Genomic DNA, 26,782 nt, shown 5'->3' on the forward strand with positions numbered 1-26,782 from the left:
CGCGCTCGTGCGAGCGGACGGCGTCGGACGTCGTGATGGCGGCCCGGCCGTTACATCGAACGGCGCGTCGGGTACGGGCAGTGGGCGCGACTTCGGGCCCACCCCGAGCCCGGGACCGCCGGAAGCCGATGCGACGCACCGGACGGGAAGATCCTGCGGCGGCGGCAACTCCCGCCGTATGCAGGCCGTTTCCCGACGGCATGACGCCCACGCTAGGGAACCGAACCAAGTTAGGCAAGCCTTACCTAATAGCGGTGGAATAGATCACTCCGGTTTCCGCCTCCGCCGTCCCGGGTATCGCGTCCGGCCATCAACGGCCTTGTCTCCCAAGGGTGTTGAGCCGCACACACCTGGCCGCCCGCCCGGCGGGACAGGTTTGCCGATCCGATCCAAGTTAGGTAAGGCTGGCCTTGCTTCCTCGGAAAGGTTCTCTTCGTGACCATCAGCCGACGCAATCTGTTGCTGGCCGGTGCCGCGACGGGCGGTGCGCTGCTCTCGTCCGGGTGCGAGTCATCCACGTCGTCGAAGCCCGCCGGTCCGCCCCGCCGGGGTGGCACACTGCGGGTCGGAGCGATCGGCCGGGCCTCCGCGATCGTCCGCGATCCGCACGGAGTGCAGGCCAACGACAGCGACTACCTCATCCTCAGCCTCCTCTACGACACGCTCACGATCCCGGCCAAGTCCCCTTTGACGGCGCCCCGGTTGGCCACTCGCTGGTCCCACGACGGCAGCCTGCGCCGATGGCGCTTCGAGCTGGACCGGCATGCGCGCTTCCACGACGGCAGCCCCGTCACGTCCGAGGACGTGGTGTGGTCGCTGCGCCGGCTGCGCGAATCGGAGTCCGGTGCGTCCCGGCTGCCGGGCATCGAGGCGAAGGACATCACCGCCGACGGGCCGCACACGGTGGTGGTCGACTCCGGCTACCCCGACAGCCAGGTGCCGCTGCTGATGCGCCTGACGACGTTCGTCATGAAGAAGGGCACGAAGAAGCCCGAAGACGCCCCGGGCACCGGCCCGTTCAAGCTGGACTGGTTCCACGACGGCAATGCGCGGCTGGTGCGCAACGAGCACTGGTACGGCGGCAAGGTCTGGCTCGACGCCGTCGAGGTCACGATGTTCGAGTCGCCGGCCTCCATGGTCAACGCCGCGCTCAGCGGCCAGCTGGACCTCGCGTCGAACGTCGGCACGGTCGCCGCCCGCAGCGGGCAGGGCCGGTCCGGGTTCAAGATCGTACGGCGGCCCGACGACATGGCACTCCCGCTCGTGATGCGCACCTCCGACGGGCCGTTCGCCGACAGCCGGGTCCGCGAAGCCCTGCGCCTCGCCGTCGACCGCAAGGAGATGGTCTCCCACGCCCTCGGCGGTTACGGCACGGTCGCCAACGACGTGCTCGGCACCGGAGACCCGGAGTACGACCACCACATACCGCAGCGCACCAGGAACCTGGCGAAGGCCCGATCGCTGCTGAAGCAGGCCGACTTCGACCTGTCGAAGTCCCACAAGCTGCTCACCAGCGAGGACGTGCCCGGGCTCGCCGAGTCGGCGACGCTGCTCGCCCGGCAGATCAAGGAGGCCGGGGTCGAGCTGGACGTCGTCAAGCAGGACTCCGGCACCTTCCTCGGCGAGAGCCGCGGCAAGGCCCCGCTGTACACCTCCTATTGGGGCACCAACGACTCGGTGATCTTCTGCGCCGGGAAGCTTCTCGTCTCCGACTCGACGATGAACGAGGCCAATTGGCAGGACGAGAAGTTCGACGACGCGTACCGCAAGGCCGTCGGCACCGCCGGCAGCGGCCGGCACGAGGACCACGTCCGCGAGGTCCAGCGGATGCAGCACGACAGCTCCGGCTACCTGCTGTGGGGCATGGCCGACGGCGTGGACCTCGCCAAGGACAAGGTCAACGGCCTTCCGAGGCTGCCCGGTTACGGTCGCGTACAGCTTGAGAACACATGGCTGAGCTCGTCCTGAGGGGGTCCCTGAGCGGGTTCCTGGGCGGGTTCCTGAAACGCAGCCGGACCGTCGCGATCGCGGGCATGCTGCTGCGCCGCGTCGCCCTGCTCGTGGTCCTCCTCGCGCTGAGCTTCCTGGCCGTGGACGCCATGCCCGGCGACGCGGCCCGCAGCACCCTGGACCCCGGTGCCTCCGACGCCGAAGTGGCCGCCCGCCGGGGCCGGTTGGAGCTCGGTGAGCCGGTGGCCGTCCGGTTCTGGCACTGGCTGACCGGACTCGTGCACGGTGACCTGGGCGTCACCGCGCGCGGCCGGCCGGCAGGCGAGGTGATCGGGCATGCGTTCCCCGACACCCTGCTCCTGGGCCTCCTCGCCCTGGTGCTGACCCTGATCGTCGCGCTCGCCCTCGGCTGTGCGAGCGTCCTGCGGCCCGGTGGCACGCTGGACCGGGCGGTGTCCTCCGCGTCGACCGTGCTGCTGGCGCTGCCTCAATTCGTCGTCGCCACCGCGCTGATCGTGGTCTTCGCCCTGTGGCTGCCCGTGCTGCCGGCCGTCTCGACCACCGCGGGGCACGGACTGTCCGCGTCACCGCAGACGCTCGTACTGCCCGTTCTCGCGCTGACGCTCCCCCAGATCGGCTGGAACACCCGCATCGTGCGGGCGGCGCTGACCGACCAGCTGGACGCGCCCCACGTCGACGCCGCCCTCCTCGACGGACTGCCCCGGCGGCGGGTGCTGCTCCACTACGTGCTGCCGGGCGCCCTGCCCACCGTCGCCGGCGGCGCGGCCACCTCGGTCGGCACGCTGCTGGGAGGCGCGATCGCCATCGAGGTCATCTTCAACATCCCGGGAATGGGCTCCGTGCTGACCGAAGCCGTGCACGACCGCGACGCCACGCTCGTCGCCGGAGTGGTCGCCCCGACCGCCCTGACCATCACCGTGGTGCTCGTACTCGCGGACCTGCTCAGGGCCTTCGCCGTCGGGAGGAACCGATGAACGCCCTACGGCCCGAGGCCGCCGGGAAGGCCTCTTCGCGGCGCTCCGCGGAGGGCCGGTCCGCGGAGGGCGGCCCCGCGGGGCGCCGGTCGCGGTCCCGGTCCCGGTCCTGGTCCCGGCTGCGCGTCCTCGTCTGGCTGCTGCCCGCCCTGCTGCTTGCGGCCCTCGCGCTGTCCGGCCCGCTGCTGTCACAGCACGCCGCCACCGACCCGGTCGCAGCGCCCTATTCGCCGCCCGCGCCCGGTCTTCCGCTGGGCGGCGACCAGCTCGGGCGGGACGTGCTCAGCAGACTCCTCGTGGGGGGACGCGGTCTGCTGCTGTCGTCGGCCGTCGTGGCCGTGGCGGTCACCGGGGTCGCGGCCGTGCTCGGGGCCCTCTGCGCCCTGCACCCGAGGGCCGGCGCCGTCGTCGAACGCTGCGCGGACATGCTGATCCTGCTGCCGGCCGTGCTCGGCATCATGGTCGTGGGAGTCTGCGCCCCGGGGTCGGGCCGCAACGCCGTCGTGGCGGCCGCCGTCGTGCTGGGTACGCCCTTCGCCTTCCGCGTGGCCGCCGCTGCCGCCGAGCCCGTGGCCCGCTCCGGCTTCGTGGAGGCGGCGCGTTCAGCCGGGGAGCGGTCGTACGTCGTGGCGTTCCGGGACATCCTGCCCAATCTGCGAAGCACCCTGCTGTCGCTGCTGGGGCTGCGGTTCGTGGAGGCCGTGGGCGTCGTCGCGACGGCGAACTTCCTGGAGGTCGGCGCACAACCGCCCACGGCGGACTGGGCGTTGATGATCCGGGAGAACTCGGCCGGAGTGCTGCTCAACCCATGGGCGGTCCTCGTGCCGGCTCTCGCCATCGCGCTGCTGGCGGTCAGCGTGAACCTGGCTCTCGACGCCCTCGCGCAGAGAGGCAGGAGCCGGACGGTGACGCGGCTGTGACCCAACCGCACGAGACGGAGGCGGACATGGAGCATCCACGAGGCGAGCCCGGCCCCGGTACGGGACCGGACGAGGCGCCGCTTCCCGGTTCCGCGCATCCCGGTTCCCCGTATGCCGGTTCCGCGCATGCTGAATCCCCGCATGCCGGTTCCGCGCAGCGTGGGGAGCGGGCTCCCGCCGTGGCCGTCCGCGGCTTCTCGGTCGCCACCGGGGACGGCTGCCGGCTCGCCGCGTGCGACGGCCTCACCGCCGAACCGGGCTCCATCACCGGCCTCATCGGCCCCTCCGGCTCGGGGAAGACCACGCTGCTGCGCGCCATGGTTGGCGCGCTGCCCGGCGAAGGCTGCACGGTCCGCGGAGATCTGACCGTCCTCGGGCAGCGGCCGCTGCGACTCGCCCCCGGGGAGCTGCGGCGTTTCCGGCGCCACCGTGTCGCCTTCGTCGGTCAGGATCCCGCCTCCCGCCTCAACCCCCGTACCGCCATCGGCCGGTTGCTGACCGAGACGGCCGCCGCGGACTCGCCCTCGGACGTACGGGAGGCCGTACGGGAAGCCCTGGCCCAGGTCGGTCTGCCCGCCGACGGCGAACTGCTGCGCCGCAGGCCCGGAGAGCTGTCCGGTGGACAGCAGCGCAGGGTGGCGATCGCCCGTGCGCTGACCGGGCGTCCCGAGCTGCTGCTGCTGGACGAGCCGACGGCGGGCCTCGACCCGGCTCTGCGGGACCGGCTCGCCGAGCTGCTGCACACGCTGGCCGACGACCACGGCACCGCCGTCGTCTTCTCCTCCCACGATCCCGAACTGGCCGGAGGGCACGCGGACCGAGTCGTCCGCATGGCACCGTCCATGCCCGCGGACGCACGGGCCGACGCTCCGGCAGAGGAGGCGGAGAAGGCAGCCGAGGCCGGGGAGGCGGAGAAGGCGGAGGAGATAAAGAAGGCGGAGGAGACCGAGCCCGTCAGGCCGGACGGCGCCACCCCTGCGGTCATACGGTCCCCCGCTGCTGCCGGCGCCGAACGGGAGGCCGAACTGCCCGCGAGCGAAAGGGAGTTCCTGCGCGTCGAGGTGCAGGCCGCGAGGATGGGCACCCGGCACACCGTGTCCGTGCTGCGGAACGTCAGCCTGGGGCTCGCCAGGGGCTCCGCGCTCGCGGTGGCCGGTGAGTCGGGGGCCGGGAAGACCACGCTCGGCCGGGTGATCACCGGCCTTCACCGGTACGCCGAAGGCGAGATCCGGCTCGGGGACCGGCAACTGCCGTTGCGGGCCCGGCGGAACCGGAGACTGCTGGGCCAAGTCCAGCTCGTACCGCAGGATCCGCTCGGCACCCTCAACCCCGCCCGCACCGTGGCCGCCACGCTCGCCCGCCCGCTGCGGACGCTGCGGCGGCTGCCCCGGGCCGAACTCACCGACGAGATCGCTGCGTTGCTCGCATCCGTACGGCTTCCCGCCGAATTCGCCGGCAGGTACCCGCACGAGCTCTCCGGGGGGCAGCGGCAGCGGGTCGCCATCGCGCGCGCACTGGCCGCCGGCCCGAAAGTGCTGGTCTGCGACGAGATCACCTCGTCGCTCGACCCGCGGACCGCGGCCGAGGTGATGGACCTGCTCGACGAGACGCGCCGTACGCACGGCCTCAGCCTCGTGGTCATCAGCCACCAACTCCCTTTGGCGGCCCGCTACTGCGAGAGGACACTGGTGCTGCACGAGGGCGCGGTCGTCGAGCACGGGAGTACGGAGGACGTGCTGCGCAGTCCGTCCCACCCGGCCGCATCCGCCCTGGTGCTTCCGGCGCCCGCCGCGCAGCCCACCGCCTGACCCACCGCCGGGCCCACCCCCATGTCCGGGTCCCTGGCTCCCGGGCAAGCGCGGTCCAGGTCTACGGAGTTCGCTCATTCACGACTGGTGCGGCCGGCATCAGGACGGGGGCATCAGGACGGGCGGCGTCAGGACGGGCGGCGGCCGATCGAATCGAGCAGCCGGTGTTCCTCCGCCGTGAGCCGGAGTGCGCCCGCCGCCACGTTGTCGACCAGGTGGTCCGGGTCGCCCGTGCCCGGGATGGCCAGCACGTGGGCGCCTTGCCCCAGGATCCACGCCAGGCGGACCTGCGCGGGTGAGACGCCGTGCGCGCGGGCCACGGCGTGGACCTGGTCGTGCTCGGCCCGGACGGCTCCGGCCTCACGTCCCTCGCCGGCGATGGAGAAGAAGGGCACGAACGCGATGCCGCGCTCGGCGCACGCCCGGAGCATCTCGTCCCCTTCGCGCGCGTCGATGCCGTAGCGGTTCTGGACGCAGACCACCGGGGCGATCTCCAAGACCTGGGCCAGGTGTTCGGGACGGGCGGCGGAGATGCCCAGGTGGCGGACCAGTCCGGCGTCGCGCAGCTCCGCGAGGGCCCCGAAGTGCTCGCTTACTGAGTCCTGGCCCATGAGGCGCAGGTTGACCAAGTCGAGGTGGTCGCGGCCGAGTTGGCGCAGGTTCTCCTCGACCTGGCCGCGCAGTTGGCCGGGCCGCGCCGGGCTGTCCCACTCGCCGTCGGCGTCCCTGGCAGGGCCGACCTTGGTGGCGATGACGAGGTCGTCTCCGTACGGCGCCAGGGCCGAGTTGATCAGTTCGTTGGCGGACCGGAGCCGGGAGAAGTAGAAGGCGGCGGTGTCGATGTGGTTGACGCCGAGTTCGACCGCGCGGCGGAGCGTGCCGATCGCCCGGCCGCGGTCGCTTCGGGTGCCCTGGTGGAAGGCGGCGCTGCCGGTCAGGCGCATGGCGCCGAAACCGATCCGGTTGACCGTTAGGTCACCGAGCGTCCATGTGCCGGCGGCTGCGGCGGAGACCGGTTGCGACGTCATCTGTTCCATCAGCTCCATCCGGCAGCTCCATCCGGTCGGCCGTCGGTCGCCGCCGACGGTTCGCGGCGCGGCCGTCCTGGAGTATGCGCGGGCGAACGGCGCGGCGGGAAGGCGCGGGGCGCCGGGGCAATGTCACAGCGGAACCGGGAATCGTGAACGAGCACACCGAGTTGATAGTGACAGTCCGTGAGCTACTTGAACTCCGCCCGTACCGCGTCGAGTTGCCCGCGCTCGGGGGGGGCGTCGGCGGTCAGCGCACGGCGGCCACGAGCGCGTCGCTGTGGGAGCACCAGACCTGCCGTGCCTCGGCGAAGCCCGCCCGCAGGAGCGTCCGGATGTGCCAGTCGGTGCTGGTGGGCCGGTCGTCGGGCGGCTTGACGCCGGACGGGTTCCGGGGGTCTCCGAGGAGGGAGAAGCGGCGGCGTGCCGGTTCGGCCAGAGCCGGGTCGTCGGCGACGGCGCTCCACCACGCGACCCAGTCCTGTGCGCCCGCGGCGAGTTCCGCCTCCTTGCGTGCTTCGGTGTGGGCACGGGCCGCCGCGTTGATGCGCGGTGCGGACTCGTCCGTCATGTGGTCGGCGTTGAGGAAGACGCCGTCCTCCCTGACGACGTCGCCCAGCCGTCCGTAGAGGTCGGTGAGCGGTCCGGCCGCCAGCCAGTGCAGGGCGGTGGCGGTGAGCACCGCGTCGTAGGACCGGTACGGCAGGAGGGCGGGCCAGTCCGGGTCGGTGATGTCCGCGTTCACGAACCGCACCCGCTCGTCGCCGTCGAAGTGGCCGCGTGCGATGGCGAGGAGGGCCGGGTCCAGGTCGACGCCCACGCTGCGGGCTCCCGGCAGACGGCGCAGCAGCCGGTCGGTGATGGTGCCCGTGCCGCAGGCGAGGTCGAGGACCAGCGGCTCGGTTCCGACGAGGGCTTCCGTCATGTCCAGCATCACGCGGAACCGCTCCTCGCGGTCGGGCATGTACCACTCCTGCTGGCGGTCCCAACTGGTCTGCCAGACCTGCCAGTCGGTTGCGGCTGCGGTTGCTGTATCGGTCACGGTGTCTTGCCCCTCTGCTCGGTCGGTTTGCCCGCTCGGCTTGCCCACTCGGCTTGCCCGCTCGGCTTGCTCGGCTCGGCTCGGTTCAGTTCAAATCGTTCAACTCGGTTCAGTTCGCGGCCGGTTCGGGTCCGGTCCCTGGAGGGAGGCCGCGGGGGCGGCTGCCGGTCGGCGGCGGCGTCAGAGCACCGGCGTGACCTCGGCCAGACGTCGCGTCACTTCGGCGTGCGGGCCGCCCAATATCTCCCGGACGCCGCCCTGTTCGGCGATGCCGCCCTCGTCCAGCACCAGGAGCCGGTCGGCGGCGGAGCTGAGTGTCCGCAGGTCGTGGGCGATCCACAGCACGGCGGTCCCTTCCTCCCGGCGCAGCCGGTCCACCTCTGCGATGACGCGGGCCGCGGAGTCCTCGTCCAGCGCACTGGTGATCTCGTCGCACAGCAGCACGTCGGGGAGTGCCAGGGCGGCGCGGGCGAAGGCCGCGCGTTGCAGTTCGCCGCCGGAGAGCGCCGCGGGCGGCCGGTTCGCCGTCCCGGGGTGTACGCCGAGCCGTTCGAGGAGCTCCGTCGCTTCCCGTGAGGCCTGCTCGGGCGCGATGCCGCGAAGCCGTGTCGCGGTACGGGCGACCTGCCGCAGCACGGGACGGCGTTCGTCGAACGAGCCCCGGGTCTCCTGCCACACGTACTGCACCCGGCGCTTCTGTTCCCGCGTACGGCGTCGCAGCACAGGGAGCGGGTCCCCGTCGAGGACGAGCCGTCCGTCGTGACGCTCATGGAGGCCGGCCAGGCAGCGAGCGAGCGTCGTCTTGCCGCTGCCGGAGCGGCCCGTGACGCCGAGGCACTCTCCGGACCGGACGGCGAGGTCGATCCCGTGCAGCACCTCGTCCCGTCGGCCGGGCCTCAGCCAGGCCGTGAGGCCGGACACCTGGAGGACAACTGCCCGTCCCCCTCCGGCGGTTGGGGCCGGACTGCCGTGCCGTTGCGGCGACGGCGCACGGGACGACGGCGCACGCGACGACGGCGCCGTCCTCGTTCCGGGCCTCGTCCCGGGCAGCACCCGAGAGGCCGGGCCCTCGTCGACGACCCGGCCGCCCGCGAGGCGCACGGCACGTGTGGCGAGGGTCCGTACGAGGTCGTGGTCGTGGGTGAGCAGGAGCACGGTGAGCCCCTCGTCGACGAGCCCGGCCAGCTCCCGTGCCATGTCCCGGCGGGTGACGGCGTCGAGCCCGGTGCCCGGCTCGTCGAGGATCAGCGCCCTCGGCCCGCAGACGAGCGTCTGGGCCAGGGCGACGCGCTGCCGCTGCCCGCCGGAGAACTGGTGCGGGAAACGCCTCATCACCCCGCGTTCCGGCGGCAGTTGGGCCTGCCGCAGCGCGTCGGACGCGTGGCCGCGGGCCGCCGCCCGTGCCGCCCGCCTCTCCCGGGTGCCGGGGTCCGTGCGGTGCAGCCGGGCAAGTTCGGCCAGGACGGAGCCGATTCGGCGCGGCGGGTTGAGAGTCGAGGCCGGATGCTGAGGCATGTAGGCCACCGTGCTGCCGCGCACCCGCGGCGCTTCGGCGGTCGCTCCGGCCTCGTCGACGACGCGGACGCCGTCCACCCGTACGTCGCCCGACAGCCGCACTCCGCCTTCCGCCTCGCCGAGCAGCGCCAGGGCCGTGGTGGTCTTTCCGCTGCCGGACGGGCCGACCAGGGCGGTCACTTGACCCGCCGGCACGCACATGTCGACGCCGTCCAGCAGCACCGCGTCACCGGAGTGCGCCGTCAGACCCCGCACCGCGTCACCGGAGTGCGCCGTCAGGCCCCGCACCGCGTCGCCGGAGTGCGCCGTCAGGCCCCGCACCGCGTCGCCGGAGCGCGCCGTCAGGCCCCGCACCGTGATCAAAGGGTCCGTCATCGCACGCCTCCCTCGGGGCGGTCGTCGTCCGCCCGCACGGACCGCGGCGTCCCGGGCATCCCGGGCCTCCCGGGCTTCCGGGGACCGTTCCGCCGCACCAACCGGTCGGCTGTCAGGTTCAGTCCGACGGTGAACATCACGAGCATCGCCGCGGGTGCGCACACGGCCAGCGGCTGTACGAGCAGCGCCTCACGGCCCGCGGCGACGGTGACGGCCCAGTCCGGCGCCGTCGGTTCCAGGCCGAGGCCGAGGAAGTTGGCGGCGGCGACGGTGAACACGGCGGTGGCGACGCGCGTACCGGCGTCGGCCGCGGCGACGGGCGCCACGACGCGGCCCACGTACCCGCCCAGGATCCGGAACCGGGACTCGCCCTGCTGCCGCATCGCCTCGACGACGGGTCCGCTCGCCGCGTCCAGCGCCGCCGCCCGCACCAGCCTCGCGACGGCGGGCACGTTGATCAGCGCGACCGTCAGCGCGATCGCGAGCGGCTGGCCCCGCCACCACACCGCCGTCACGCTGATGACGAGCAGCGAGGGGATGGGCAGCAGCAACTCCACGGGGCGCAGCAGGAGTTCGTCCAGCCATCGGTGCCGCGTCACCGCGGCGGCCAGCCCCAGGGGCCCGCCGACGAGACAGGCGGTCGCCACGGCGCCGAGTGCCGCCCCCAGCGCGCTGCGCCCGCCGCGCAGCAGCAGTGCGAGGACGTCGCGGCCCATGCCGTCGGTGCCGAGCGGATGCCCGTCCCCGAGTGCGTACGGTGCGCCGTCGGGAGGGGTGAGCCACCCTGCCGCGAAGGGGCCGAGGAACGCCACGGCGAGGGGTACGGCCACCAGGACCGGCCCGGCGGCGCGCCCCGCGCCGCGTATGAACTCCCTTGTGCGGGTGGCGCGTTGAGCGTCGGCGGTGGGCGGGCCGGCGGTCAGCGGTGTCAACGCAGCACCTCCGTACGGGGGGCGAGCCGGCGGCAGGCCACGTCCGCGAGCAGGTTGAAAAGCAGCGCCGCGGCGGCGAGCAGCAGGGTCAGGGCCTGGACGGTGGGGACGTCGCGGCTGCGGACGGCCTCGATGAGGGCCGTCGCGACGCCGGGTACGGCGAACACGGCCTCGACGACCAGCACGCCGCCGAGGAGGTGGTCTCCCGTGCGGGCCAGTTCCTGGATGCCGGGAACGGCGGCGTTCGGCAGCACGTGCCGCAGCACCACCGTGCGGCGGGGCACTCCGAGGCGGCGCGCCTGCACGGCGTAACCGGCGTGCGACGCCGTGATCGTGCCCGCCCGGACCTGGCGCGAGAGCAGGCACACGGTGCGGGCGAGCAGTACGGCGACGGGCAGCACCAGCAGCTCCGGACGGGTCAGCAGGCCCGCTCCGTCCACGCCGATCCAGGTCACCGGCAGCCAGCCCAGGTGCAGTCCGAATACGGACACGAGGGCGAGGGCGAGCACGAAGTCGGGCACCGAACTGAGCGCCAGGGTCAGCGACGACAGGCCCCGGTCGAGGCGGCCGCCTTCGCGCAGCCCCGTGATCAGGCCGAGCACCAGGGCGAGCGGCACGACGACCGCGAGGGTCACCAGCGCGAGGACCGCGGTGGCCCCCACGGAGTCGGCGAAGATCTGGGACACGGGCCGGCCGCTGGTCAGGGACGTGCCGAGGTTCCCGTGGAGCAGGTCCGCCGCCCAGGCCGCGAAGCGTTCCGTCAGCGGACGGTCCAGGCCCAGCCGGGTGCGGAGTTCGCCGATCTGTGCCAGGCCCGCCTGCTCGTTGAAGCGGACCGTGGCGGCGTCGCCGGGGAGCATCGAGGTCAGCAGGAAGACCAGCACGGTCAGCAGGGCGAGTTGGACGGCGGTCAGCGACAGCCGGCGCAGCAGGTACGCGCCCATGTCAGTCGAGCCGCACGGTGTCGAACCGGGCCCAGTCGCGGGTGTTCGGCGGTGCGGCGCGTACTCCGTGCAACCGCCGGGAGACGGCGTTGAGCCAGTCCGGGTGGCCCCACAGCAGCAGGCCCCCTTCGTCACGGAGGGTGCGCTGTACGGCGGAGTAGCGGCGGGCTCGCTTGCCGGTCTCCTTCGTGCTCTGGGCCTCGCGGAAGTCGGCGTCGAAGTCCTCGTGTTGCCAGGCGGTCGCGTTCTGCGGCGCGTCCGAGAGCAGCCGCTCGGATATGTAGGTGGGGATCGGCATGGCGCCGCTGCGGTGGCTGGTGATGGTGCCGGTGTGGAGGATGTCGGTGAAGTAACTCTCCGCCGGGCCCGTGGTGACGTCGATGCGCAGGCCGGCTTCGGAGGCCTGGTGGGCGAAGAGGTGCGCCGCCTGTACGAAGGTGTCGGTGGCCGTGGAGGTGTAGAAGGTGAGCTTCTCGTTCAACGCGCCCGAGCGGCGCAGCAGCCGCCTGGCCTCCGCCACGTCCCGTTCCCGCTGCGGCAGTTCGGGGTAGTAGACGAAGCCCTTGCCGTACATGTCGTTGCCGACGGTGCCGCGTCCGCCGAGGACGACCTCGACGAGCCTGCCGCGGTCCGCCAGCAGCTTCATCGCCATCGCGGCGTCGGGGTCGTCGAAGGGAGGGCGGTCGGTCTTGAGGAGGATTCCCTCCACGCCGCAGGCCGGGGCGGCGACGATCCGCACGGCGGAGCCCTTCCCGACCGTACGGGCGAAGGCCGGGCTCATCTCATGCGCGTACTCGATCTCCCCGGCGCGTACCGCGTTCGACCGGGCCTCGCTTTCCGCCGAGAGGATGCTCAACTCGTCGATGTGGGCGGGGCCGGCCCAGTAGTCGTCGAAGCGGCTCCCCGTGAACTGGCGCCCCGGTGAGAACGAGCCGAACCTGAACGGCCCGGTGCCCACCGGCTTTTCGGGATCCCGGTAGCGGCGGCTGACCACGAAGGTGCCGGTGAAGGCCAGCAGGGACGGGAGTTCGGCGTTGGGCCGCTTGAGGCGCAGCTCGACGCCGCGCTTGCCGAGAGCACGCGAGTGCTTGAGGTCGATGAGCGAGAGGGAGCTCTTGGCGAGCCGCTCGGCGCTCTTGGGGTCGAGGATGCGTGCCAGCGTGAACAGCACGTCCTCGGCGTCGAGTTGGTGCCCGTCGTGGAAGCGGGCCGAACGCAGGTGAAGGCGCCAGACGGTGAGGTCGTCGCTGGACTCCCAGCGCCGCGCCAGCCCGGGCACCGGCTTGAGCTGCGAGTCGAGCTCGATGAGCTTGTCGAATACGGCCTTGTGCCGTGCCTGGTCCACGAACTGGCGCCCCACGTGGGGGTCCATCGTCTCCTTCGCGCCGAAGCCGGGGAACGCGGCGCGCACCGTGCCTCCCTTGCCCGGAGAGGACGTCCCGCCGCCGCAGGCACCCAGCAGCACAGGTGCGGTGGCGGCGCCTGCGTAGCCGAGGAATCCGCGACGACTGCTCACGCCGGGAACCTCTCGGCACTTGTTGCAATCAATGTGCAGCTACGGGACATATGCAAGACGACATCACAGCACCGCACGGCACGTCAATCGACGGACGGGGAGGCCGAGTCGGGGACGCCGAGCCGGGGCCCGGGACGACTCCGCAGGAGCCCGGCGGAAGCCCGGCACCTCAAGCGGCCCTTAAGTCTTCCTTAGGGGACTCTGAGGGTTACCCGGTCGGCCCGTCCATCTCGGTTTCCCGCTGGTCTGGGCCTGGGTTGCGCGCTAGCGTTCAGCCGTCTTCACGCCCCCCACTAATTGGAATCGACGTGTCCTCTCGGATTTCAGCACGCAAACGGCTCGCCATAGGACTCGCCCTCGGGGCGGTCGCGGTCGGCGGAATCGCAGTGACCGCGCAGGCGAACCCCGGCACGACGAAGAAGGCCGAGCACACCGCGGCCGCCGGAAAGACCGACGCGGGGGACCCGCCGCCGGACGACTTCTGGGGCGACACCGGCAGCATCCCGCCCGCGAAGAACGTGCTGACGCTGAAGGTCCTCAACAAGACCAACGGCAAGTACCCCGACGACAAGGTCTACTGGACCTTCAACGACGAGACGCACTCCATCGCCGATCAGTCCACCGTGGACATGGCGGCCAACAGCGCGGGCCGGATGACCTTCCATCTCGGCTCGCCCGACAGCAAGTTGACCGACTTCATCGAGTTCACCGTCGGCGACGACGTGTTCAACGGCAACACCACGCGCGTCGACGGCTTCGGCCTGAAGCTGGCCATGCGGCTCCACTCGCACGACGGCGACGACGTGCAGGTCGGCGAGGACTACCAGACGTTCCAGCAGAGCAGGGAAGAGACCTTCGCGCAGTACAAGGACGAGGTGCCGGAGGAGTTCGACGGCCTCGCCGACGCCGACGGGAACAGCATCCTCGCGCCCCGCAGCTCCTCCGACTTCAAGGAGGGCGGCAAGTACGCGGACTACTTCGCGGACTACGCCAAGTCGGTCGGCGTCGACGCGTCCACCGCCGAGATCATGGGCTGCTCCGGGGCGCTGGCGGAGGAGGCCGGCAAGTGCTCCGCCGTCAACCGGCACGTGGCACAGCTCCCCGAGTCGGACTGGTCCGACCCCAGCAAGTACTACAAGGACGGCCCGGCCAACTACTACGCCAAGTTCTGGCACGACCACGGCATCAAGAACCTGGCGTACGGCTTCCCCTACGACGACTTCGCGGGCCAGTCCTCGTTCGTCTCGCACAACGACCCGGAGTGGCTGGCGGTCGCCGTCGGCTACTGACGGCGCGCATACCGCAGGCCCTCACGGCCGTGCACCGCGTGAGCGGGCCCGGCACCCCCGCAACGGCCGGGGGTGCCGGGCCCGCGGCGTATCCGGACGCCGGGACGCGACCAGGACGGGCCGGGGCGAGCCAGGCCGGGCCAGGACGCGGGAACCCAGCCGGTCACACCCGCGGTACGGCGCGCACGCATCGGCGCGGCACGGCACGTCAACTGCCGCCGCACCACCGGTCGAACAGGTGGCGGTAGATCTCCACGGCCGCCTCGGACCTGGACGCCGAGCACCACTCGTCGACGACATGGCACTGGTCGGGCTCGCCCGGCCCGAGCACGACGGTCGGCACCGGGGCGCCGCCCTCGGACGGCGAAAGCAGCCACGCCAGCACCGAGGCGTCGGTGAAGTACCGGGCGGGCGGCTGAACTTCGCCGTCCTCGCCGGCGGCGGCCAGCGCCTCGCGCACGAGACCGACGAACGGATCGCGGGTGTCCGTGTCGACGGCGGGCAGGACCACGTGGTCCTCGACCCGGACGCCGTCACCGCTCAGCCCGGCGACGACGGAGCGCACGGTGTCGCCGTCCACACCCGGGACGGTGCGTACGTCGAGGAGCAGCTCCGCGAAGTCCGGCACGACGTTGGGCTGCACGCCGCCGCGCAGCAGGCCCACGTTCCCGGTCACCGGGCCGAACGCCGCATGGGACGGCCAGGAGTCGTGATCGTGCAGGGCGACGGCGGCACGGGCCAGCCGGACGACGGCGTTGTCGCCGAGCTGTGGCGCCGAGCCGTGGGCGGCGCGGCCCGCGGCGGTCAGACGCATCCAGTGCGCGCCCTTGTGACCGGGCACGAGGCGGTTGGCCGTCGGCTCGGCCACGAGCAGCGGACCGCCCGGCGCGAGCGACGACCGCCGCAGACGGCGGGCGCCGGTGCAGCCGGTCTCCTCCCCCGCGGTGAGCACCAGTTGCAGGCCGCAGCAGTGGTGCGGCCGCGAGGCGTGGCCGACGGCCGCGACGACGGAGGCGGCCACCCCCGCCTTCATGTCGCTGGTGCCGCGCCCGGTCACGCGGTCGCCGTCCCGTTCCGCGGACCACGGGTCGACGGTCCACTGGGCGGGGTCGGCGGGCACAGTGTCCAGGTGGCCGGTGACGGTGAGCGGGGCGGAGCCCGAGCCGGTGCGGGCGACGAGCTGCTCGCGCCCCTCCTCCCAGCCGGGCGTGGACACTTCGAAGCCCTCGTCGTGCAACAGGTCCGCGCACAGCGCTGCCGGCACGCCCTCACCGGAGGCCACCGTCCGCCGCCGTACCAGCTCCGTGAGGACGTCGAGGACGGCGGCGGTCACGGAAGTTCCTCGTGTGCGGTCTCGCGCAGCGTCAGGATCGTCAGGAACGCGATGGCCGCGCCGGCGGTGACGTAGACGAAGAACAGGTCGGGGTGTCCCGCCTCGGACAGGGAGGTGATCACCAGCGGCGCCGTACCGCCGAACGTCGCGACCGTGATGTTGTACCAGGCGCCGATGCCCACTCCGCGCAGCTCGGTCGGGAACAGCTCGCTCATGATGGCCGGTGCGATGGAGGACTGGAGGGCGTACAGGCCGAGGCCCGTGCAGAAGACCACCAGCAGCTGCGGCAGCCCGGCCCCGGGGCTGATGAGCTTGGACAGCGGGATCACGAGGCAGGTCAGCGCCCCGGACCAGAGCAGCAGCTGCCGCTTGCGCCCGAACCTGTCCGACAGCACGCCGAAGGGGTACTGGAGCGCGACGAAGAGCGCCGTTCCGACCGAGAGCGCGATGAACACGTCGTTGTCGTCCGCCCCTTGGGACTTCACGGCGTACGGCGTGAGCGCGCTGAAGAACACGTAGTAGTTGAGCGTGGCCAGCAGCGTGATGCCGACCAGCTGTCCCACGGCCTTGGGGTGCTGCGTGATCGTGGTGAGCAGGGGCCGCTTCGTGCGCACGGCCTTGCCCTTGTTCTGCTCGAACTGCTCGGTCTCCGAGATGGTGCGCCGCAGATACAGGCCGGCGATCGCGAGGAGGCCGCCCACGACGAACGGGATGCGCCATCCGTAAGTGCGCAGCTGGTCGTCGGTGAGCACGGCCGAGAGGAAGACCCCCAGCAGCGAGGCGAGCAGCAGCGAGCAGCCGGTCGATATGTAGAAGAAGGACGAGTAGCGGCCCCGGCGGCCCAGGGGAGCGATCTCGGCCAGGTACGCGGAGGCGTTGGAGACCTCGCCGCCGAGCGACATGCCCTGGGCGATACGGGCCAGCAGGAGCAGGACGGGAGCCAGCCAGCCGACCTGCTCGTAGGTGGGCAGCACGCCTATCGCCAGCGAGCCGCCCGCCATCATCAGGATGGTGATGATCATGGCCGCCTTGCGGCCGCGGACGTCGGCCAGCCGTCCCAGCAGCCACCCGCCGACCGGTCGGAAGAAGAAGGCGACCGCATACGTCGCCGTCGTGTTCACCAGGGCGAGCTCGGGATTGTCGCCGGGAAAGAACTGCGTCGCGAAGTAGATGAGGAACGTCGCGTAGACGGTCCAGTCGTACCACTCGATGGCGTTGCCGATGCTGGCCGCGACAAGGGTCCTGACCGGCAGCCTGTGCGGGCCCGTACCGGCGGTGGTCGCCGCCGCGTCCTTCCTGATGTCACTCATTGGCGCTCCGTATGTGTGAGAGCCCCCGATAAATTGGTCGAATGGCCGAGCCAAAGTAGCAGCGCCGGTACTTTCCGGCCAGAGTCGATTCCGACCGGCCTGTTTTCCGTCATGACGCCGCCGGAGACGGGACTCACTTCAGTCCCTGCTTCAGTCCCTACTTCAGCCCCTGCGCCTTTGCGTTGGCGATCAGCTGCTTGATGCCGTTCACGTCGTAGGCGAGGAGCTTGCCCTTGTTGGCGGTCGTGCCGTAGCCGCCGTTGGGCGAGCACATGACCGGCTTGTTGCCGTAGCTCGTGGCGACGCACTCCCCGGGCTCGACGGTGCCGTCCTTGTCGATGTCGCGGTTCGGGTGGTCGAGGCCGAGGGCATGCAGCATCTCGTGCACGACGGTGTTCCTGAGCACGTGGTCCTTGACGGGCCAAGTCCCGTCCCAGTATTCGGAGTCGATGGCCACGAGACCGCCGCGGCCGAGGCCGCCGGGCTGATTGGGACAGGGCATGGCCTGGGACCAGCCGGGGGTGCCGAGCGGCCGGTACATCTCCATGAACTGGATGTGGTAGGCCGGGCCGCAGGCCGACGGGTCGTTGGCTTCGACGCCGCCGGTCCTGAGGTGCAGTCCCGCGGCGTTGACCTGGGAGACGGCTGCCGTCAGATACGGCGTGTAGCGCTTCCGCATCGCCTCCGTCCCGAACGTGATCGTGTACGTCTTCGAGGGGGACGCGGAGGTGACGCCGAGCTCGGAGGTGAGCTTCCAGCCGGTGCCCTTGGTGGCGACGCTCGCGGCGCTGACGGGGGTGGCGGTGCAGGCCGCGACCGCGATCAGGGCGCCGGCGACGACGATGCAGGAGCGCTTGAGCATGAGCTTCCTTATGTAGTTGTGGTGGACTGCCGCGACCGCGGTGCCTTCACAGATGCTTCACAAAATGATTGCATGCTCAACTACACGAATGTGTAACGGAGTTGTCCGCGAACCGCCCCGAGCGGCCCGGCGCCTGGTCGCTGCTTCAGGCACGCACGATGAGTCCGGGCGGTGGGGCGGGTCTGTCCCGGCATGACTCGAATCATCGGCGACATCTCCGTATCCCTGGACGGCTTCGTCACCGGGCCCGGGCCCGGCCCGGAGAGCGGGCTGGGCACCGCCGGCGATGCCCTGCACACCTGGGCGTTCTCCGACGACCCCGACGACCGCCGGGTACTGCGCGAGGCGACCGCACGCTCGGGGGCCGTCGTGCTCGGCCGGCGGCTCTTCGACGTGGTGGACGGGCCGAACGGCTGGGACGACACGACCGGTTACGGCGCCGGTGAGGTCGGGAAGCCCGCGTTCGTCGTGGTGACGAGTTCGCCGCCGGAGTCGGTGCGGCTCACCGAGCTTGACTGGACGTTCGTCACCACCGGTCTGGCGGACGCCGTCACCGCCGCGCGCGAGCGCGCCGAGGCGGCGTCGGCCGACAGCGGCAAGGACCTCGACGTCGTCCTCATGGGCGGCGGCGCCACGGTCGGTTCGGCGCTCGGCGAGGGGCTCGTCGACGGGTTGGCGCTGCACCTCGCGCCCGTCGTACTGGGCGCGGGGACACCGCTGTTCACCGGTGGAGCACAGCGCAGGCTGGTCCAGCGGAGCGTGACCCCGACATCCACCGCCACGCACCTGATCTACGACGTCCTGTGACGCGTCCTCCGCGGTACGACCTCCTCCCGCCGTCCGGCCGTCTCCCACCGCTTCCCGCCTCATCCGGCTCGCGACGTCGCGCGAAGTCACTTCGGACCGTCAACTCCCGGCAGGCTTACGGGAAATCCGTTCCGGGTCTCGCCGCGGGCCCTCTACCGTGGCGAGGTGACAACCGAAGTGATCGTGGTCAACGGCGGGTCCAGCTCGGGGAAGTCCGGGATCATCCGCTGTCTCCAGGCCGTACTGCCGGACCCGTGGCTGGCCCTCGGCACGGACACGCTGATCGAGGCGATGCCGGCGTCCATGAAGGCGTCGGGCGGAGGGATCGAACTGGCCGCGGACGGAGAGGTGTCCGTGGGGCCTGAGTTCCGGACGCTGGAGGCGGCCTGGATCGAGGGGGTCGCGGCGATGGCCCGCGCGGGCGCCCGTGTCGTCGTCGACGAGGTCTTCCTCGGCGGGCCGTACTCGCAGCAGCGATGGCAGAAGGCCCTGGGCGGCCTGCGGGTTCTGTGGGTGGGCGTGAGGTGCGATGCCGCGGTCGCCGCGGACCGTGAGGCCGCACGCGGCGACAGGACCGCCGGAATGGCCGCGTCCCAGGCGGAGTCGGTCCACGAGGGCGTGGTCTACGACCTGGAAGTGGACACCACGCACGCGGAGTCGATGGCGTGCGCGCGGGCCGTCGCGGCGCATGTCACGTGACCGGTGCTCCGGCGACCGGTCCGGGGGGCCGGGGCGAACTCGCCATCCTCCGTTGGAACTTGGGCGTGTCCGCCGACCGGGCCCGCGATCCGGCCGATACGGAACGACCCCGCATGCACCCGTAGTCGTCGGGCGGCGCAGCAAGGCACCATGTGTGCATGCGGCATGACGCAACGTACCGATCAGCTCCTCCGCCGCCGCTGCCCAAGCGGCGGAACGCCGTGCTCAGGCTGTACGACGCACCCCTCTACCGTGACTGGGCGTTCTGGAACACCGTCGGATGGGCCCTGCTGGCCGGGATCTCCATACCGGCCACTCCTCCTACGGAGCCGAGCCCCCTGCCGCGCTGGTTGGACACGCTGCTCGCCATCGTGATGATGGTCGCCACGTTCGGAGTCGTACCTGCCTGGATCCGGCTGCCCGTGAGGCGCTGGCGTTGGCGCCGGCATGAGCGGCAGCTGCGCGAGACGGCTGCATCGCAGGGCGCGAGGGCGGGAGACGCTGCCGCTCCGGATTCCACGGCGGAGTCGCGGACGGAGCGGCAGGCGGAGCGGCCGCAGGCCGAGCCGGAGCCGGAGCCGGGATCGGGACGGGGACCGGGCGCCGAGCGGCCCGAATCGCGGTCGGCCGCTCCGGATTCGCGGCAGTGGTCCGTACCGTCCCAGTCGGCGAGAAGGCCTGTTTGGCGGTCCGAAACGGAGACGGGCACGGAAGGCAGCGACCCCCGTGGGAATCCCCGCGACGGCGCCGAACGGCCCGCGTCGTCCGCCCAGTTGCTGACGCACGCCCGTAATGCCCTGCCCCACCCTGCCGCCCGTGCCGTACGGATGCTCCAGCAGGCCCATACTCCGAAGGACCGGTACGAGGCCCTGCTCGACGCCGCCGAGACGCTCGCCATCACGGTCAGCGTCACTGCGGCGGCACTGCTCCAAGGGCGAGTCGAAAACCTGCCCAAGGGCCGGCGGGAAGGTCACGAGTCAGGCCTTCGGAACCTGTCCGTACTGCGAAACGCCTACTTCGGACGCGGCGCCACGTACGGAACATGGACCACGTTTCTCAGGGACCTCCAGCCGCCGGCCGCCGCACATCCCGACTGGATGGCAAGGCTCCATGACGCCCTGAAGGACGAACCGGGCGGCGCCCAGGGAATCCTCGGGCACCTCGACGCCCTGAGGGACGAGCGCAATCGCGCCGCACACGGCAACAAGCCCAAGAGCCAGCCCGAGTCGGCCGCACGCGTCGCCGAGTGCGCTCCTCACGTCGAAAGCGTTCTGGAGAAGGCCCGGTTCATCGAGGACGTCCCGTGGCTGTACACCATCTCCTGTGTCTACCAGCGCAGATCACGCTCTTTCGACATCGTCGCGGACTACGCGATGGGCGACCACCCGGACTTCGAGCGCCGGACGTTCACATGGGACCGCCCCGTCGGCAATGAGATCTTCTATGCGCTGGGGCCGGACGGCCCCGTACCCCTGTCGCCCTTCGTGGCCGGCCTCTTCTGCCCGCAGTGTCATCAGGTGGAGGTCTGTTACGCGTACAAGGTCGTGCGGGGGAAGGTCGTGCAGGGGAACGTGCGGGGAAAGGGGACGGCGGTGTTCAAGAGCTTCGGACGAGGACACGAGATCGAGGCCCCGGAGATGACCGACGAGCTGCGGTCGCTTCCGGAACTGCGCAAGGCCAGGTGACGTCCGGCAAGAACGGCAGGACCCTCACCACCCTCAAGAGCACTACAGATCCCCTGAGTTCGGTGGGCTCAGTCCCGTCGGCAGGACACCCGGCTCATCGGTGGCGTGGGTCCGCGGCGGTCGTCGTCAGTGCGGTGACCAGTTCGTCGAATGCGTCGAATCGCAGGTCGAACGCGTCGGCGCTCGTCGGCGGATCACCGCCGGGCCGGTGGACGTAGGCGGTTCGCATGCCGTTCGCCCGGGCTCCGCGGAGGTCCCAGGCGTGTGCGGCCACCATGAGCGCGCGTTCCGGCGGGCATCCGGCGGTGTCGAGGGCGAGCCGGTAGACCTCCGGCGCCGGCTTGTACGCCTGGACGGTCTCGGCTGACAGGGTCTGGTGCCAGCGCAGACCCGCGTGTGCGTCGAGCCGCAGGAGCGCGGTGCGGCCGGCGTTGGAGAGGGCGAGCACGGGGAGCCGCCGCGCGAGCCGTTCGAGACCCGCGACGGAGTCGCCGAAGGGCGGCAGGCGCTGGGCCGTTGTGGCCAGGCGGGAGACGGCGGCGGGGTCGTCGATCCCCGCGTGGCCGGCGACCCGTCGGGCGGCCTCCGCGTCGATGACCGCCGTGTCGGCGTACGGGCGCTGCCCCTGCCCGATGCGTTGCTCTTCCAGCTGGACGTGCTGCTGCCATACGCCGAGCAGTTCGTCGGCGTACGCATCGAGGGCCGCGTCACCGGCAGCGGACGCGGCCCCCTCACCACCGGCACCGGCACCGGCACCGGCACCGGCGGACGCGGACAGCGCTTCGCGGATCGCCGTACGCAGCCCGCCCACGTCGTCGACCAGCGTCCCGAGGACGTCGAAGACGACGACCTCGATGTCGCGGATCCAGGCTGTCCCGGCCATGCCTTCTCCCGTCCTCACCGGTCGCCATCCGACCGTCACCACCTTGACCGGTGACGAGCTTGCACGCACACGCCGTCACCGGTCAAGATGGTGACGTGGATTTCGCATTCGTGTCCGGCAACCCGGCCCTGGATCTGGCCGGGACCGTGGGCTTCCGCCGGGACGATCCGGTCGACATGCTGGCCACGCCCGCGGATCTCGAACGGTGGGTGGCCGCGTGTGAGGGGCTCCCCGACCGGGTCTCCGCAGACTCGGCGGCCTTCGAATCCGCAGTGGCTCTTCGGGAGGCGGTCTACCGGCTCGCACTCGACCGCGTGCTCGGCCGGTCCTTCGACCCGGGCAGCCTCAAGGTCGTCAACGACACGGCCGCCGGGCCGGTGCCCGCGGTCGAGCTCAGCGACGCGGGGCTGCGGAGGTCGGGAGATCTCCGCGCGGTGCTGGCCGAAGTGGCCAGAAGCGGCATCGCCGTGCTGGCCGACCCCGACGCCTGTTTCAAGGAGTGCGGTCGCACGCGCTGCACTCGCGTCTATCTCGACCGCTCACGAGGTGCGCGGCGCACCTGGTGCGGGATGGGCGAGTGCGGCAACCGCGTGAAGGCGGCGGCCTATCGGGCCCGCAGACGGGCCTCGGAATAGCCCGAACTCCCGCCAAGAGGGCGGGAATCGGCACCGTCCGACCGGGCCGCCGGGCGCACCCGCCCGCCGAACCGGGCCCGACCCCGTCCCGTCCGCCGAACCGACCGGGCCCCCCGGACGGGACTGCCCCGCCCGACGGGCCCGGCCGAGCCGGTTCGACCGGCTCAACCCATCCAGCCGTCGAACCGACTCCGCCGGCTCCGCCGGCTCAGCGCAACGTGCTGCCGAACAGCGCCTTCTTGTCGGGCGCTTCGACGTCAAGCGGCCCGAACGCCTTCGCACCGTCCGTCGTCACACCCTTCTCGGTGCCGCGCAGCGACCACAACGCACCGGCGGTCTCGTTCTCCTCGGTCGAGGAGACGTTGAGGTCGCGGTGTCCGTCGCCGTCTACGTCGAGCAGGGCGCAGGACGCGCCCAACTCGTCGCCCTCCTCGGCGACTCCGGGCACGCCCTCGGAGTCCTGGTCCACCAGCTGGCTTCCGGCGCCCGTGACACCGGACTTGGAGCCGGGCAGCAGGCCGACGGCGCCCGAGTCGGTCTTGTCGCCGCCGTCCTTCCAGCGGATGCCGAGCGCGACCTCGGCCTTGCCGTCGCCGGTGACGTCGGCGACCGAGACGCAGGAGCCGAACAGCTCGCCGTCCTGCGGCTTCTCGCCGGGGAATCCGTCGATGGTCTGGTCGAAGGTCTGCTTGCGGCTCTTGGAGAGGCCGTCCTTCGTGCCGAAGGCGACGTTGATCTCGTCCTCCAGGTCGCTGGACGCGCTCGCCACGAGGTCGTCGAAGCCGTCGCCGTCCACGTCGCCGAGGTCCATGTCGACCCGGTCGCCCTCGGGGCCCTTGGCCACCTTGAAGCCCGAATCACCGCCCAGCAGCACGTCGTTGCCGTACACGCCGTCGCCCTCGTAGCGCCAGACGGCCATGTCCTGCCGGTCGTCGCCGTTGACGTCGCCGACGGCGCGGGTCTCGGAGGGACCGCTGAACGAATCGGGTCCGTCGATGCACGAGTCGTTCTCCGCGCACTTGGCGCCGGGGTGCTGCTCGTCGTAGCCGTTCCACTGGGACTTGTCCAGGAAGTCCGTCTTCTTGGCGGGCTTGCCCTCCCGCGAGACGGGGCCCTTCCACAGAGCGGCGGGCTGTGCCACCGGGTCGTCCCCGCTGCTGCCGGGATCGCCGAGCAGGACCAGGTCGGTCTTGCCGTCGCCGTCGAAGTCGCCGGCCTGCGGCGTCGCCCCGTACGAGGGGACTGCCGTGCCGCCGGTCAGGCCCTCGGACGAGCCCCACAGGATGACGCTGCCCGCCTTGGCGGTCTCCGAGCCGATGACGAGGTCGTCGAAGCCGTCGCCGTCCAGGTCCCCCTTGCTGAACGACGCGCCGAACTGCTGCTTGGCGGCGGCCGATCCGGGCACGCCGCTCGTCGTACGGTCCACGACCGTCTTGTGCGACGGGTCCAGCCCGTCGGCCGAACCGTATGTGACGGTCACATAGCCGGCGCTCGCCTTGCCGGAGACGGTGCCCCCCGGTGCACCGACCACCATGTCCGCGTAGCCGTCGTTGTTGAAGTCGTCGCCCTTGTTCGCCTTCTTCGCGGCCGAACTCGGCTGCTCCGCCGCGGCGTCGGCCGTCTGCGAGGAGAGCGACCAGGCGGTCAGGCCGCCGCCGGCCACGAGCAGCAGGGCGGCTGCCGACGCCGCGGCACGAGTGGCCCGCTCCTTGCGGCTGCGGGGCTCGCCCGGGGCGGCCGGGCTTCGTCGTATGTACGTCATCCGTTGCTTCCTTCGGTCACAAGGTCACATCCGGTTGCATGGACACGCGGCGGGGTCCAACTGGTTGCACCAGCACGGGAGTTGGTTCATACCAGAATGGGAGGCACGTGCCCCGCCGCAGGTGACGAGGGGGTTACGCCGTCACGACGCACCGGCGTCCCGGAGGTGGCCGCAGGTCTCATCCGCGTAGCGGAGGGGATTCCCGGGGCCCGCCGCGCGGTCGACGACGCGGACGCGGCGGTTCGCAGGCCGCCGGGTCCATACGGGCCGACCCTCGCCCGTTCCCTTGCAGGGAGCAAGTGACGCTCCGTCAGTCATCCGCCGGCGCACGCTCAGGGCGAGAAATCTTCACCCGATCTTCACGAACGGCTCTCCGGGTGGCGGCCACGCAACCTCCGGGCGACGGAGATCTCTCCGCGGGCGCCGGGGCCCCGTCCCCAAAGCGTCCGTCCCGGCCGCTTCCCGGCGAGACGGTCCGTACCTCGCATCCACCGCTCCTCACCGCATTCCGCTTATCCTCCGGCCGATCGCCTGCCCGCCTGGAGACGTTTTGTGGCGCTGCGGAGGAAACTGTCCTGACCTGCTCAGTTTCAGCACCGAAATGGAGTGCCAAGAGCATCTGGCCGGGGACTCCGCGTGACGAGTGATCGGTTCCGGCTATGATTTCGTGGGGCTCAGTGGACCGGACCAACTCCCGCTCCCGCACGCCGACTTGAGACCGAATCGTGCGGTTTGCGCCCCTTGGCCGTGCTTTCCGCTGCTGCCCGGGCACGCTCTGCTCCCCCGGCATTTCGATCGATTTGAGGATCCTGATGGTTCGTGCTGGATCGTCACCCGGAAATCAAGGGTCCGGCCCGGTACTCGTCTGGCTGCTGCCGGCCCTCGTGACGGCGGTCGCGGCAGGCGTCGCAGTCCCCCTCGTCCACGAGGGCGCCCGTACGGCCGTCGCGGTGTGCGGCGTGGTCGCGACGCTCGCCGTCGCCGCCGTGGCCGCCGAAGTGGCGCGCCGCGGGCGGGCGTTGGCGACGCTGCGGGCGCAGCACACCCAGCAGCTGTCCGTGCTCCAGGCACGGCTGCACCAACAGGAGCGCGCCACCGTCCAGTTGGCGAAGGAACGCCTGCCGGAGGCGGTGGAGCGCCTTCAGGAGGGCGAGTTCGCCCAGGACGTGCTGCGGTCGATGCCGCAGGCGGAGGGCCTCAGCAGTGAATTCCAGGCCGCGCACCAGGAGTTGCTGCGGTCGGTCGTCGAGGCCGTGCAGGCGGAGGAGACCCTTCGCGACTCGGCGCAGCGCGGCGTCGTCAACATCGCCCGCCGTGTGCAGGCGATCGTCCACCGGCAGGCGACCGACCTGCGGGGCATGGAGGACCGGCACGGCAGCCAGCCCGACTTCTTCGCCGACCTGCTGCGCCTCGACCACGGCACCGCGCTCATCGGCCGCCTCGCGGACAGCATCGCCGTGCTCGGCGGCGCGCGCCCGGGCAGGCAGTGGAGCAAGGCCGTCCCGGTCTACAGCGTGCTGCGCGGCGCGATGTCGCGCGTACTGGACTACCAGCGCGTCGAGTTGCACTCGGTCGCGGACGTCGCCGTCGTCGGCCCCGCGGTGGAGCCGCTGATCCACGCGCTCGCCGAGCTGCTCGACAACGCCACGCGCTACTCGCCGCCCAAGGCCCGGGTCCATCTGACCGCCGGGGAGGTGCACGCGGGCATCGCCATCGAGATCGAGGACGGCGGTGTCGGGCTGAGTGAAGAGGCCCGTTCACGCGCCGAGTTGCGGCTAAAGGAGGCCGGGGCGGGCATCGACCTCAACGACCTGGGCGAGTCGCCGCGCCTCGGCCTTGCGGTGGTCGGCCGGCTGGCGCAGGCGTACGACTTCCAGGTGTCGCTGCCGCCGTCGGCGTACGGGGGCGTGCGTGCCGTCCTCGTCGTACCGAAGAAGCTGATCACGACCGCGCCCGCCACGGGGCGGGCCCACGGCATCGGCGCCGGCCCCGGGCAGGAGACATCCCGCCGGGAAGCCCCCGCGGCACCGGCCCCCGCCCCCGCCCCCGCCGCAGCGCGCTACGCGGACGTACCGCGCACCGCGCCGGCGTCACCAGGCCTACCGGCCGACGGCCACCGGACGCCGCCGCGCCACGAACCCTGGCTTCCGGAAACCGGCCCCGCACGGCAGGAAGACGAAGTGCAGGACGAGAAACCGCCATTGATCGAGCGCAACGCCAACGGGCTCCCCCAGCGCCGCCGCCGTAACCCCAGCCCGGACGCCCGCCCCGGCGGCACGGCCGCCCGCAACTCCGCGGAGCAGCAGCCCTCTTCGGGCCCCGCGGGGGACGAGCCGGCCCCGGGACTGTGGATGGCCGACCTCCAGAGCGGCCTGTCGGGCGGCTCCGGCCCGGCGGAAGCGGAGCAGGACGGCACGGCGGACAGGACGGACGACAGCACCAGGGCGGCGGACCGCGACCAGGGCACGTCGTCGGATGAGGGTGAGTGAACG

At 71.9% G+C, this 26,782-nt stretch carries 21 protein-coding genes; 10 read left to right on the top strand and 11 right to left on the bottom strand.

The genetic code is table 11. The annotated features are described in order from the left end of the window. The first annotated feature begins 435 nt into the window (after positions 1–435). The 4 genes from HCC61_RS23465 to HCC61_RS23480 are packed head-to-tail and all read left to right on the top strand — an operon-like array spanning position 436 to position 5,673. A complete protein-coding gene (locus tag HCC61_RS23465) occupies positions 436–1,968 on the top strand; it encodes an ABC transporter substrate-binding protein (RefSeq protein ID WP_169138504.1) in 1,533 nt (510 codons plus the stop codon). Further along, positions 1,950–2,945 carry an ABC transporter permease gene (locus HCC61_RS23470; RefSeq protein WP_169138506.1) on the top strand — a complete coding sequence of 332 codons (996 nt, stop codon included), beginning with the start codon at positions 1,950–1,952 and terminating at the stop codon, positions 2,943–2,945. Before HCC61_RS23465 ends, HCC61_RS23470 begins: the two co-directional genes overlap by 19 nt. Further along, positions 2,942–3,865 (top strand): ABC transporter permease subunit, encoded by a 924-nt coding sequence (locus HCC61_RS23475; RefSeq protein WP_169138508.1) that lies wholly within the window; start codon positions 2,942–2,944, stop codon positions 3,863–3,865. Before HCC61_RS23470 ends, HCC61_RS23475 begins: the two co-directional genes overlap by 4 nt. A 26-nt stretch (positions 3,866–3,891) precedes the next feature. Then, the gene (locus HCC61_RS23480; protein ID WP_169138510.1) at positions 3,892–5,673 is read left to right on the top strand and encodes an ATP-binding cassette domain-containing protein; all 1,782 of its coding nucleotides are present in this window, start codon (positions 3,892–3,894) and stop codon (positions 5,671–5,673) included. A gap of 128 nt (positions 5,674–5,801) precedes the next feature. On the opposite strand, the gene HCC61_RS23485 is transcribed toward HCC61_RS23480, so the two are convergent. From HCC61_RS23485 to HCC61_RS23510, 6 genes are all read right to left on the bottom strand, one after another. After that, on the bottom strand, positions 5,802–6,701 hold the full coding sequence (locus tag HCC61_RS23485; RefSeq protein WP_169138698.1) for an aldo/keto reductase: 900 nt from the start codon (positions 6,699–6,701) through the stop codon (positions 5,802–5,804). A gap of 250 nt (positions 6,702–6,951) precedes the next feature. Beyond that, entirely contained in the window at positions 6,952–7,743 is a 792-nt protein-coding gene (locus HCC61_RS23490; RefSeq protein WP_169138512.1) for a class I SAM-dependent methyltransferase, read from the bottom strand. 180 nt (positions 7,744–7,923) lie between these two features. Next, positions 7,924–9,633, bottom strand: coding sequence for an ATP-binding cassette domain-containing protein (locus HCC61_RS23495; RefSeq protein WP_169138514.1), 1,710 nt, complete (start codon positions 9,631–9,633; stop codon positions 7,924–7,926). Further along, on the bottom strand, positions 9,630–10,565 hold the full coding sequence (locus HCC61_RS23500; RefSeq protein WP_240969217.1) for an ABC transporter permease subunit: 936 nt from the start codon (positions 10,563–10,565) through the stop codon (positions 9,630–9,632). The genes HCC61_RS23495 and HCC61_RS23500 overlap by 4 nt, the downstream gene beginning before the upstream one ends. Continuing rightward, positions 10,562–11,509, bottom strand: a complete 948-nt coding sequence (locus HCC61_RS23505) for an ABC transporter permease (protein ID WP_169138516.1) — start codon at positions 11,507–11,509, stop codon at positions 10,562–10,564. The genes HCC61_RS23500 and HCC61_RS23505 overlap by 4 nt, the downstream gene beginning before the upstream one ends. A 1-nt stretch (position 11,510) precedes the next feature. Further along, positions 11,511–13,025: an ABC transporter substrate-binding protein gene (locus HCC61_RS23510; protein WP_346777349.1), complete on the bottom strand. Its 1,515-nt coding sequence runs from the start codon at positions 13,023–13,025 to the stop codon at positions 11,511–11,513. Positions 13,026–13,333: 308 nt separating this feature from the next. Between HCC61_RS23510 and HCC61_RS31565 the strand changes: the two genes are divergently transcribed. Next, complete coding sequence (locus tag HCC61_RS31565; protein WP_346777350.1) at positions 13,334–14,314, top strand: glycoside hydrolase family 64 protein; 981 nt, start codon at positions 13,334–13,336, stop codon at positions 14,312–14,314. 208 nt (positions 14,315–14,522) lie between these two features. On the opposite strand, the gene HCC61_RS23520 is transcribed toward HCC61_RS31565, so the two are convergent. From HCC61_RS23520 to HCC61_RS23530, 3 genes are all read right to left on the bottom strand, one after another. Continuing rightward, positions 14,523–15,647 carry a M20/M25/M40 family metallo-hydrolase gene (locus HCC61_RS23520; protein ID WP_169138520.1) on the bottom strand — a complete coding sequence of 375 codons (1,125 nt, stop codon included), beginning with the start codon at positions 15,645–15,647 and terminating at the stop codon, positions 14,523–14,525. After that, positions 15,644–16,957, bottom strand: coding sequence for an MFS transporter (locus tag HCC61_RS23525; protein WP_169138522.1), 1,314 nt, complete (start codon positions 16,955–16,957; stop codon positions 15,644–15,646). Before HCC61_RS23525 ends, HCC61_RS23520 begins: the two co-directional genes overlap by 4 nt. A 157-nt stretch (positions 16,958–17,114) precedes the next feature. Further along, positions 17,115–17,819 carry a hypothetical protein gene (locus HCC61_RS23530; RefSeq protein WP_169138524.1) on the bottom strand — a complete coding sequence of 235 codons (705 nt, stop codon included), beginning with the start codon at positions 17,817–17,819 and terminating at the stop codon, positions 17,115–17,117. A gap of 192 nt (positions 17,820–18,011) precedes the next feature. Here HCC61_RS23530 and HCC61_RS23535 point away from each other — a divergent pair, with 192 nt between their 5' ends. The 3 genes from HCC61_RS23535 to HCC61_RS30290 all read left to right on the top strand — a co-directional run bounded on the left by HCC61_RS23535 (position 18,012) and on the right by HCC61_RS30290 (position 21,010). Next, positions 18,012–18,626, top strand: a complete 615-nt coding sequence (locus HCC61_RS23535; RefSeq protein WP_169138526.1) for a dihydrofolate reductase family protein — start codon at positions 18,012–18,014, stop codon at positions 18,624–18,626. Positions 18,627–18,791: 165 nt separating this feature from the next. Further along, complete coding sequence (cpt, locus tag HCC61_RS23540; RefSeq protein WP_169138528.1) at positions 18,792–19,325, top strand: chloramphenicol phosphotransferase CPT; 534 nt, start codon at positions 18,792–18,794, stop codon at positions 19,323–19,325. A 158-nt stretch (positions 19,326–19,483) separates the two neighbouring features. After that, on the top strand, positions 19,484–21,010 hold the full coding sequence (locus HCC61_RS30290; RefSeq protein WP_206322910.1) for a hypothetical protein: 1,527 nt from the start codon (positions 19,484–19,486) through the stop codon (positions 21,008–21,010). Positions 21,011–21,104: 94 nt separating this feature from the next. Here the strand turns inward: HCC61_RS30290 and HCC61_RS23550 are convergent, their stop codons facing one another. Next, the gene (locus HCC61_RS23550) at positions 21,105–21,893 is read right to left on the bottom strand and encodes a haloacid dehalogenase type II (protein ID WP_169138530.1); all 789 of its coding nucleotides are present in this window, start codon (positions 21,891–21,893) and stop codon (positions 21,105–21,107) included. 95 nt (positions 21,894–21,988) lie between these two features. Between HCC61_RS23550 and HCC61_RS23555 the strand changes: the two genes are divergently transcribed. Further along, positions 21,989–22,528: an ABATE domain-containing protein gene (locus HCC61_RS23555; RefSeq protein WP_169138532.1), complete on the top strand. Its 540-nt coding sequence runs from the start codon at positions 21,989–21,991 to the stop codon at positions 22,526–22,528. 208 nt (positions 22,529–22,736) lie between these two features. Here the strand turns inward: HCC61_RS23555 and HCC61_RS23560 are convergent, their stop codons facing one another. Next, positions 22,737–24,290: an FG-GAP repeat protein gene (locus HCC61_RS23560; protein ID WP_169138534.1), complete on the bottom strand. Its 1,554-nt coding sequence runs from the start codon at positions 24,288–24,290 to the stop codon at positions 22,737–22,739. Positions 24,291–25,102: 812 nt separating this feature from the next. Here HCC61_RS23560 and HCC61_RS23565 point away from each other — a divergent pair. After that, the gene (locus HCC61_RS23565; protein WP_169138536.1) at positions 25,103–26,779 is read left to right on the top strand and encodes an ATP-binding protein; all 1,677 of its coding nucleotides are present in this window, start codon (positions 25,103–25,105) and stop codon (positions 26,777–26,779) included. The last annotated feature ends 3 nt before the right edge of the window (positions 26,780–26,782 follow it).

It is taken from the genome of Streptomyces sp. HNM0575, assembly GCF_012726265.1.
In the GTDB taxonomy this organism is placed as follows: Bacteria; Actinomycetota; Actinomycetes; order Streptomycetales; family Streptomycetaceae; genus Streptomyces.

What these genes read in the sequence shown, in the direction of transcription:
- HCC61_RS23470 (WP_169138506.1), top strand. Translation starts at nt 1,950, where the DNA reads ATGGCTGAGCTCGTCCTGAGGGGGTCCCTGAGCGGGTTCCTGGGCGGG.
- HCC61_RS23475 (WP_169138508.1), top strand. Translation starts at nt 2,942, where the DNA reads ATGAACGCCCTACGGCCCGAGGCCGCCGGGAAGGCCTCTTCGCGGCGC.
- HCC61_RS23480 (WP_169138510.1), top strand. Translation starts at nt 3,892, where the DNA reads ATGGAGCATCCACGAGGCGAGCCCGGCCCCGGTACGGGACCGGACGAG.
- HCC61_RS23485 (WP_169138698.1), bottom strand. Translation starts at nt 6,701, where the DNA reads ATGACGTCGCAACCGGTCTCCGCCGCAGCCGCCGGCACATGGACGCTC.
- HCC61_RS23495 (WP_169138514.1), bottom strand. Translation starts at nt 9,633, where the DNA reads ATGACGGACCCTTTGATCACGGTGCGGGGCCTGACGGCGCGCTCCGGC.
- HCC61_RS23505 (WP_169138516.1), bottom strand. Translation starts at nt 11,509, where the DNA reads ATGGGCGCGTACCTGCTGCGCCGGCTGTCGCTGACCGCCGTCCAACTC.
- HCC61_RS23525 (WP_169138522.1), bottom strand. Translation starts at nt 16,957, where the DNA reads ATGAGTGACATCAGGAAGGACGCGGCGGCGACCACCGCCGGTACGGGC.
- HCC61_RS23530 (WP_169138524.1), bottom strand. Translation starts at nt 17,819, where the DNA reads ATGCTCAAGCGCTCCTGCATCGTCGTCGCCGGCGCCCTGATCGCGGTC.
- HCC61_RS23535 (WP_169138526.1), top strand. Translation starts at nt 18,012, where the DNA reads ATGACTCGAATCATCGGCGACATCTCCGTATCCCTGGACGGCTTCGTC.
- HCC61_RS30290 (WP_206322910.1), top strand. Translation starts at nt 19,484, where the DNA reads ATGCGGCATGACGCAACGTACCGATCAGCTCCTCCGCCGCCGCTGCCC.
- HCC61_RS23550 (WP_169138530.1), bottom strand. Translation starts at nt 21,893, where the DNA reads ATGGCCGGGACAGCCTGGATCCGCGACATCGAGGTCGTCGTCTTCGAC.
- HCC61_RS23560 (WP_169138534.1), bottom strand. Translation starts at nt 24,290, where the DNA reads ATGACGTACATACGACGAAGCCCGGCCGCCCCGGGCGAGCCCCGCAGC.
- HCC61_RS23565 (WP_169138536.1), top strand. Translation starts at nt 25,103, where the DNA reads ATGGTTCGTGCTGGATCGTCACCCGGAAATCAAGGGTCCGGCCCGGTA.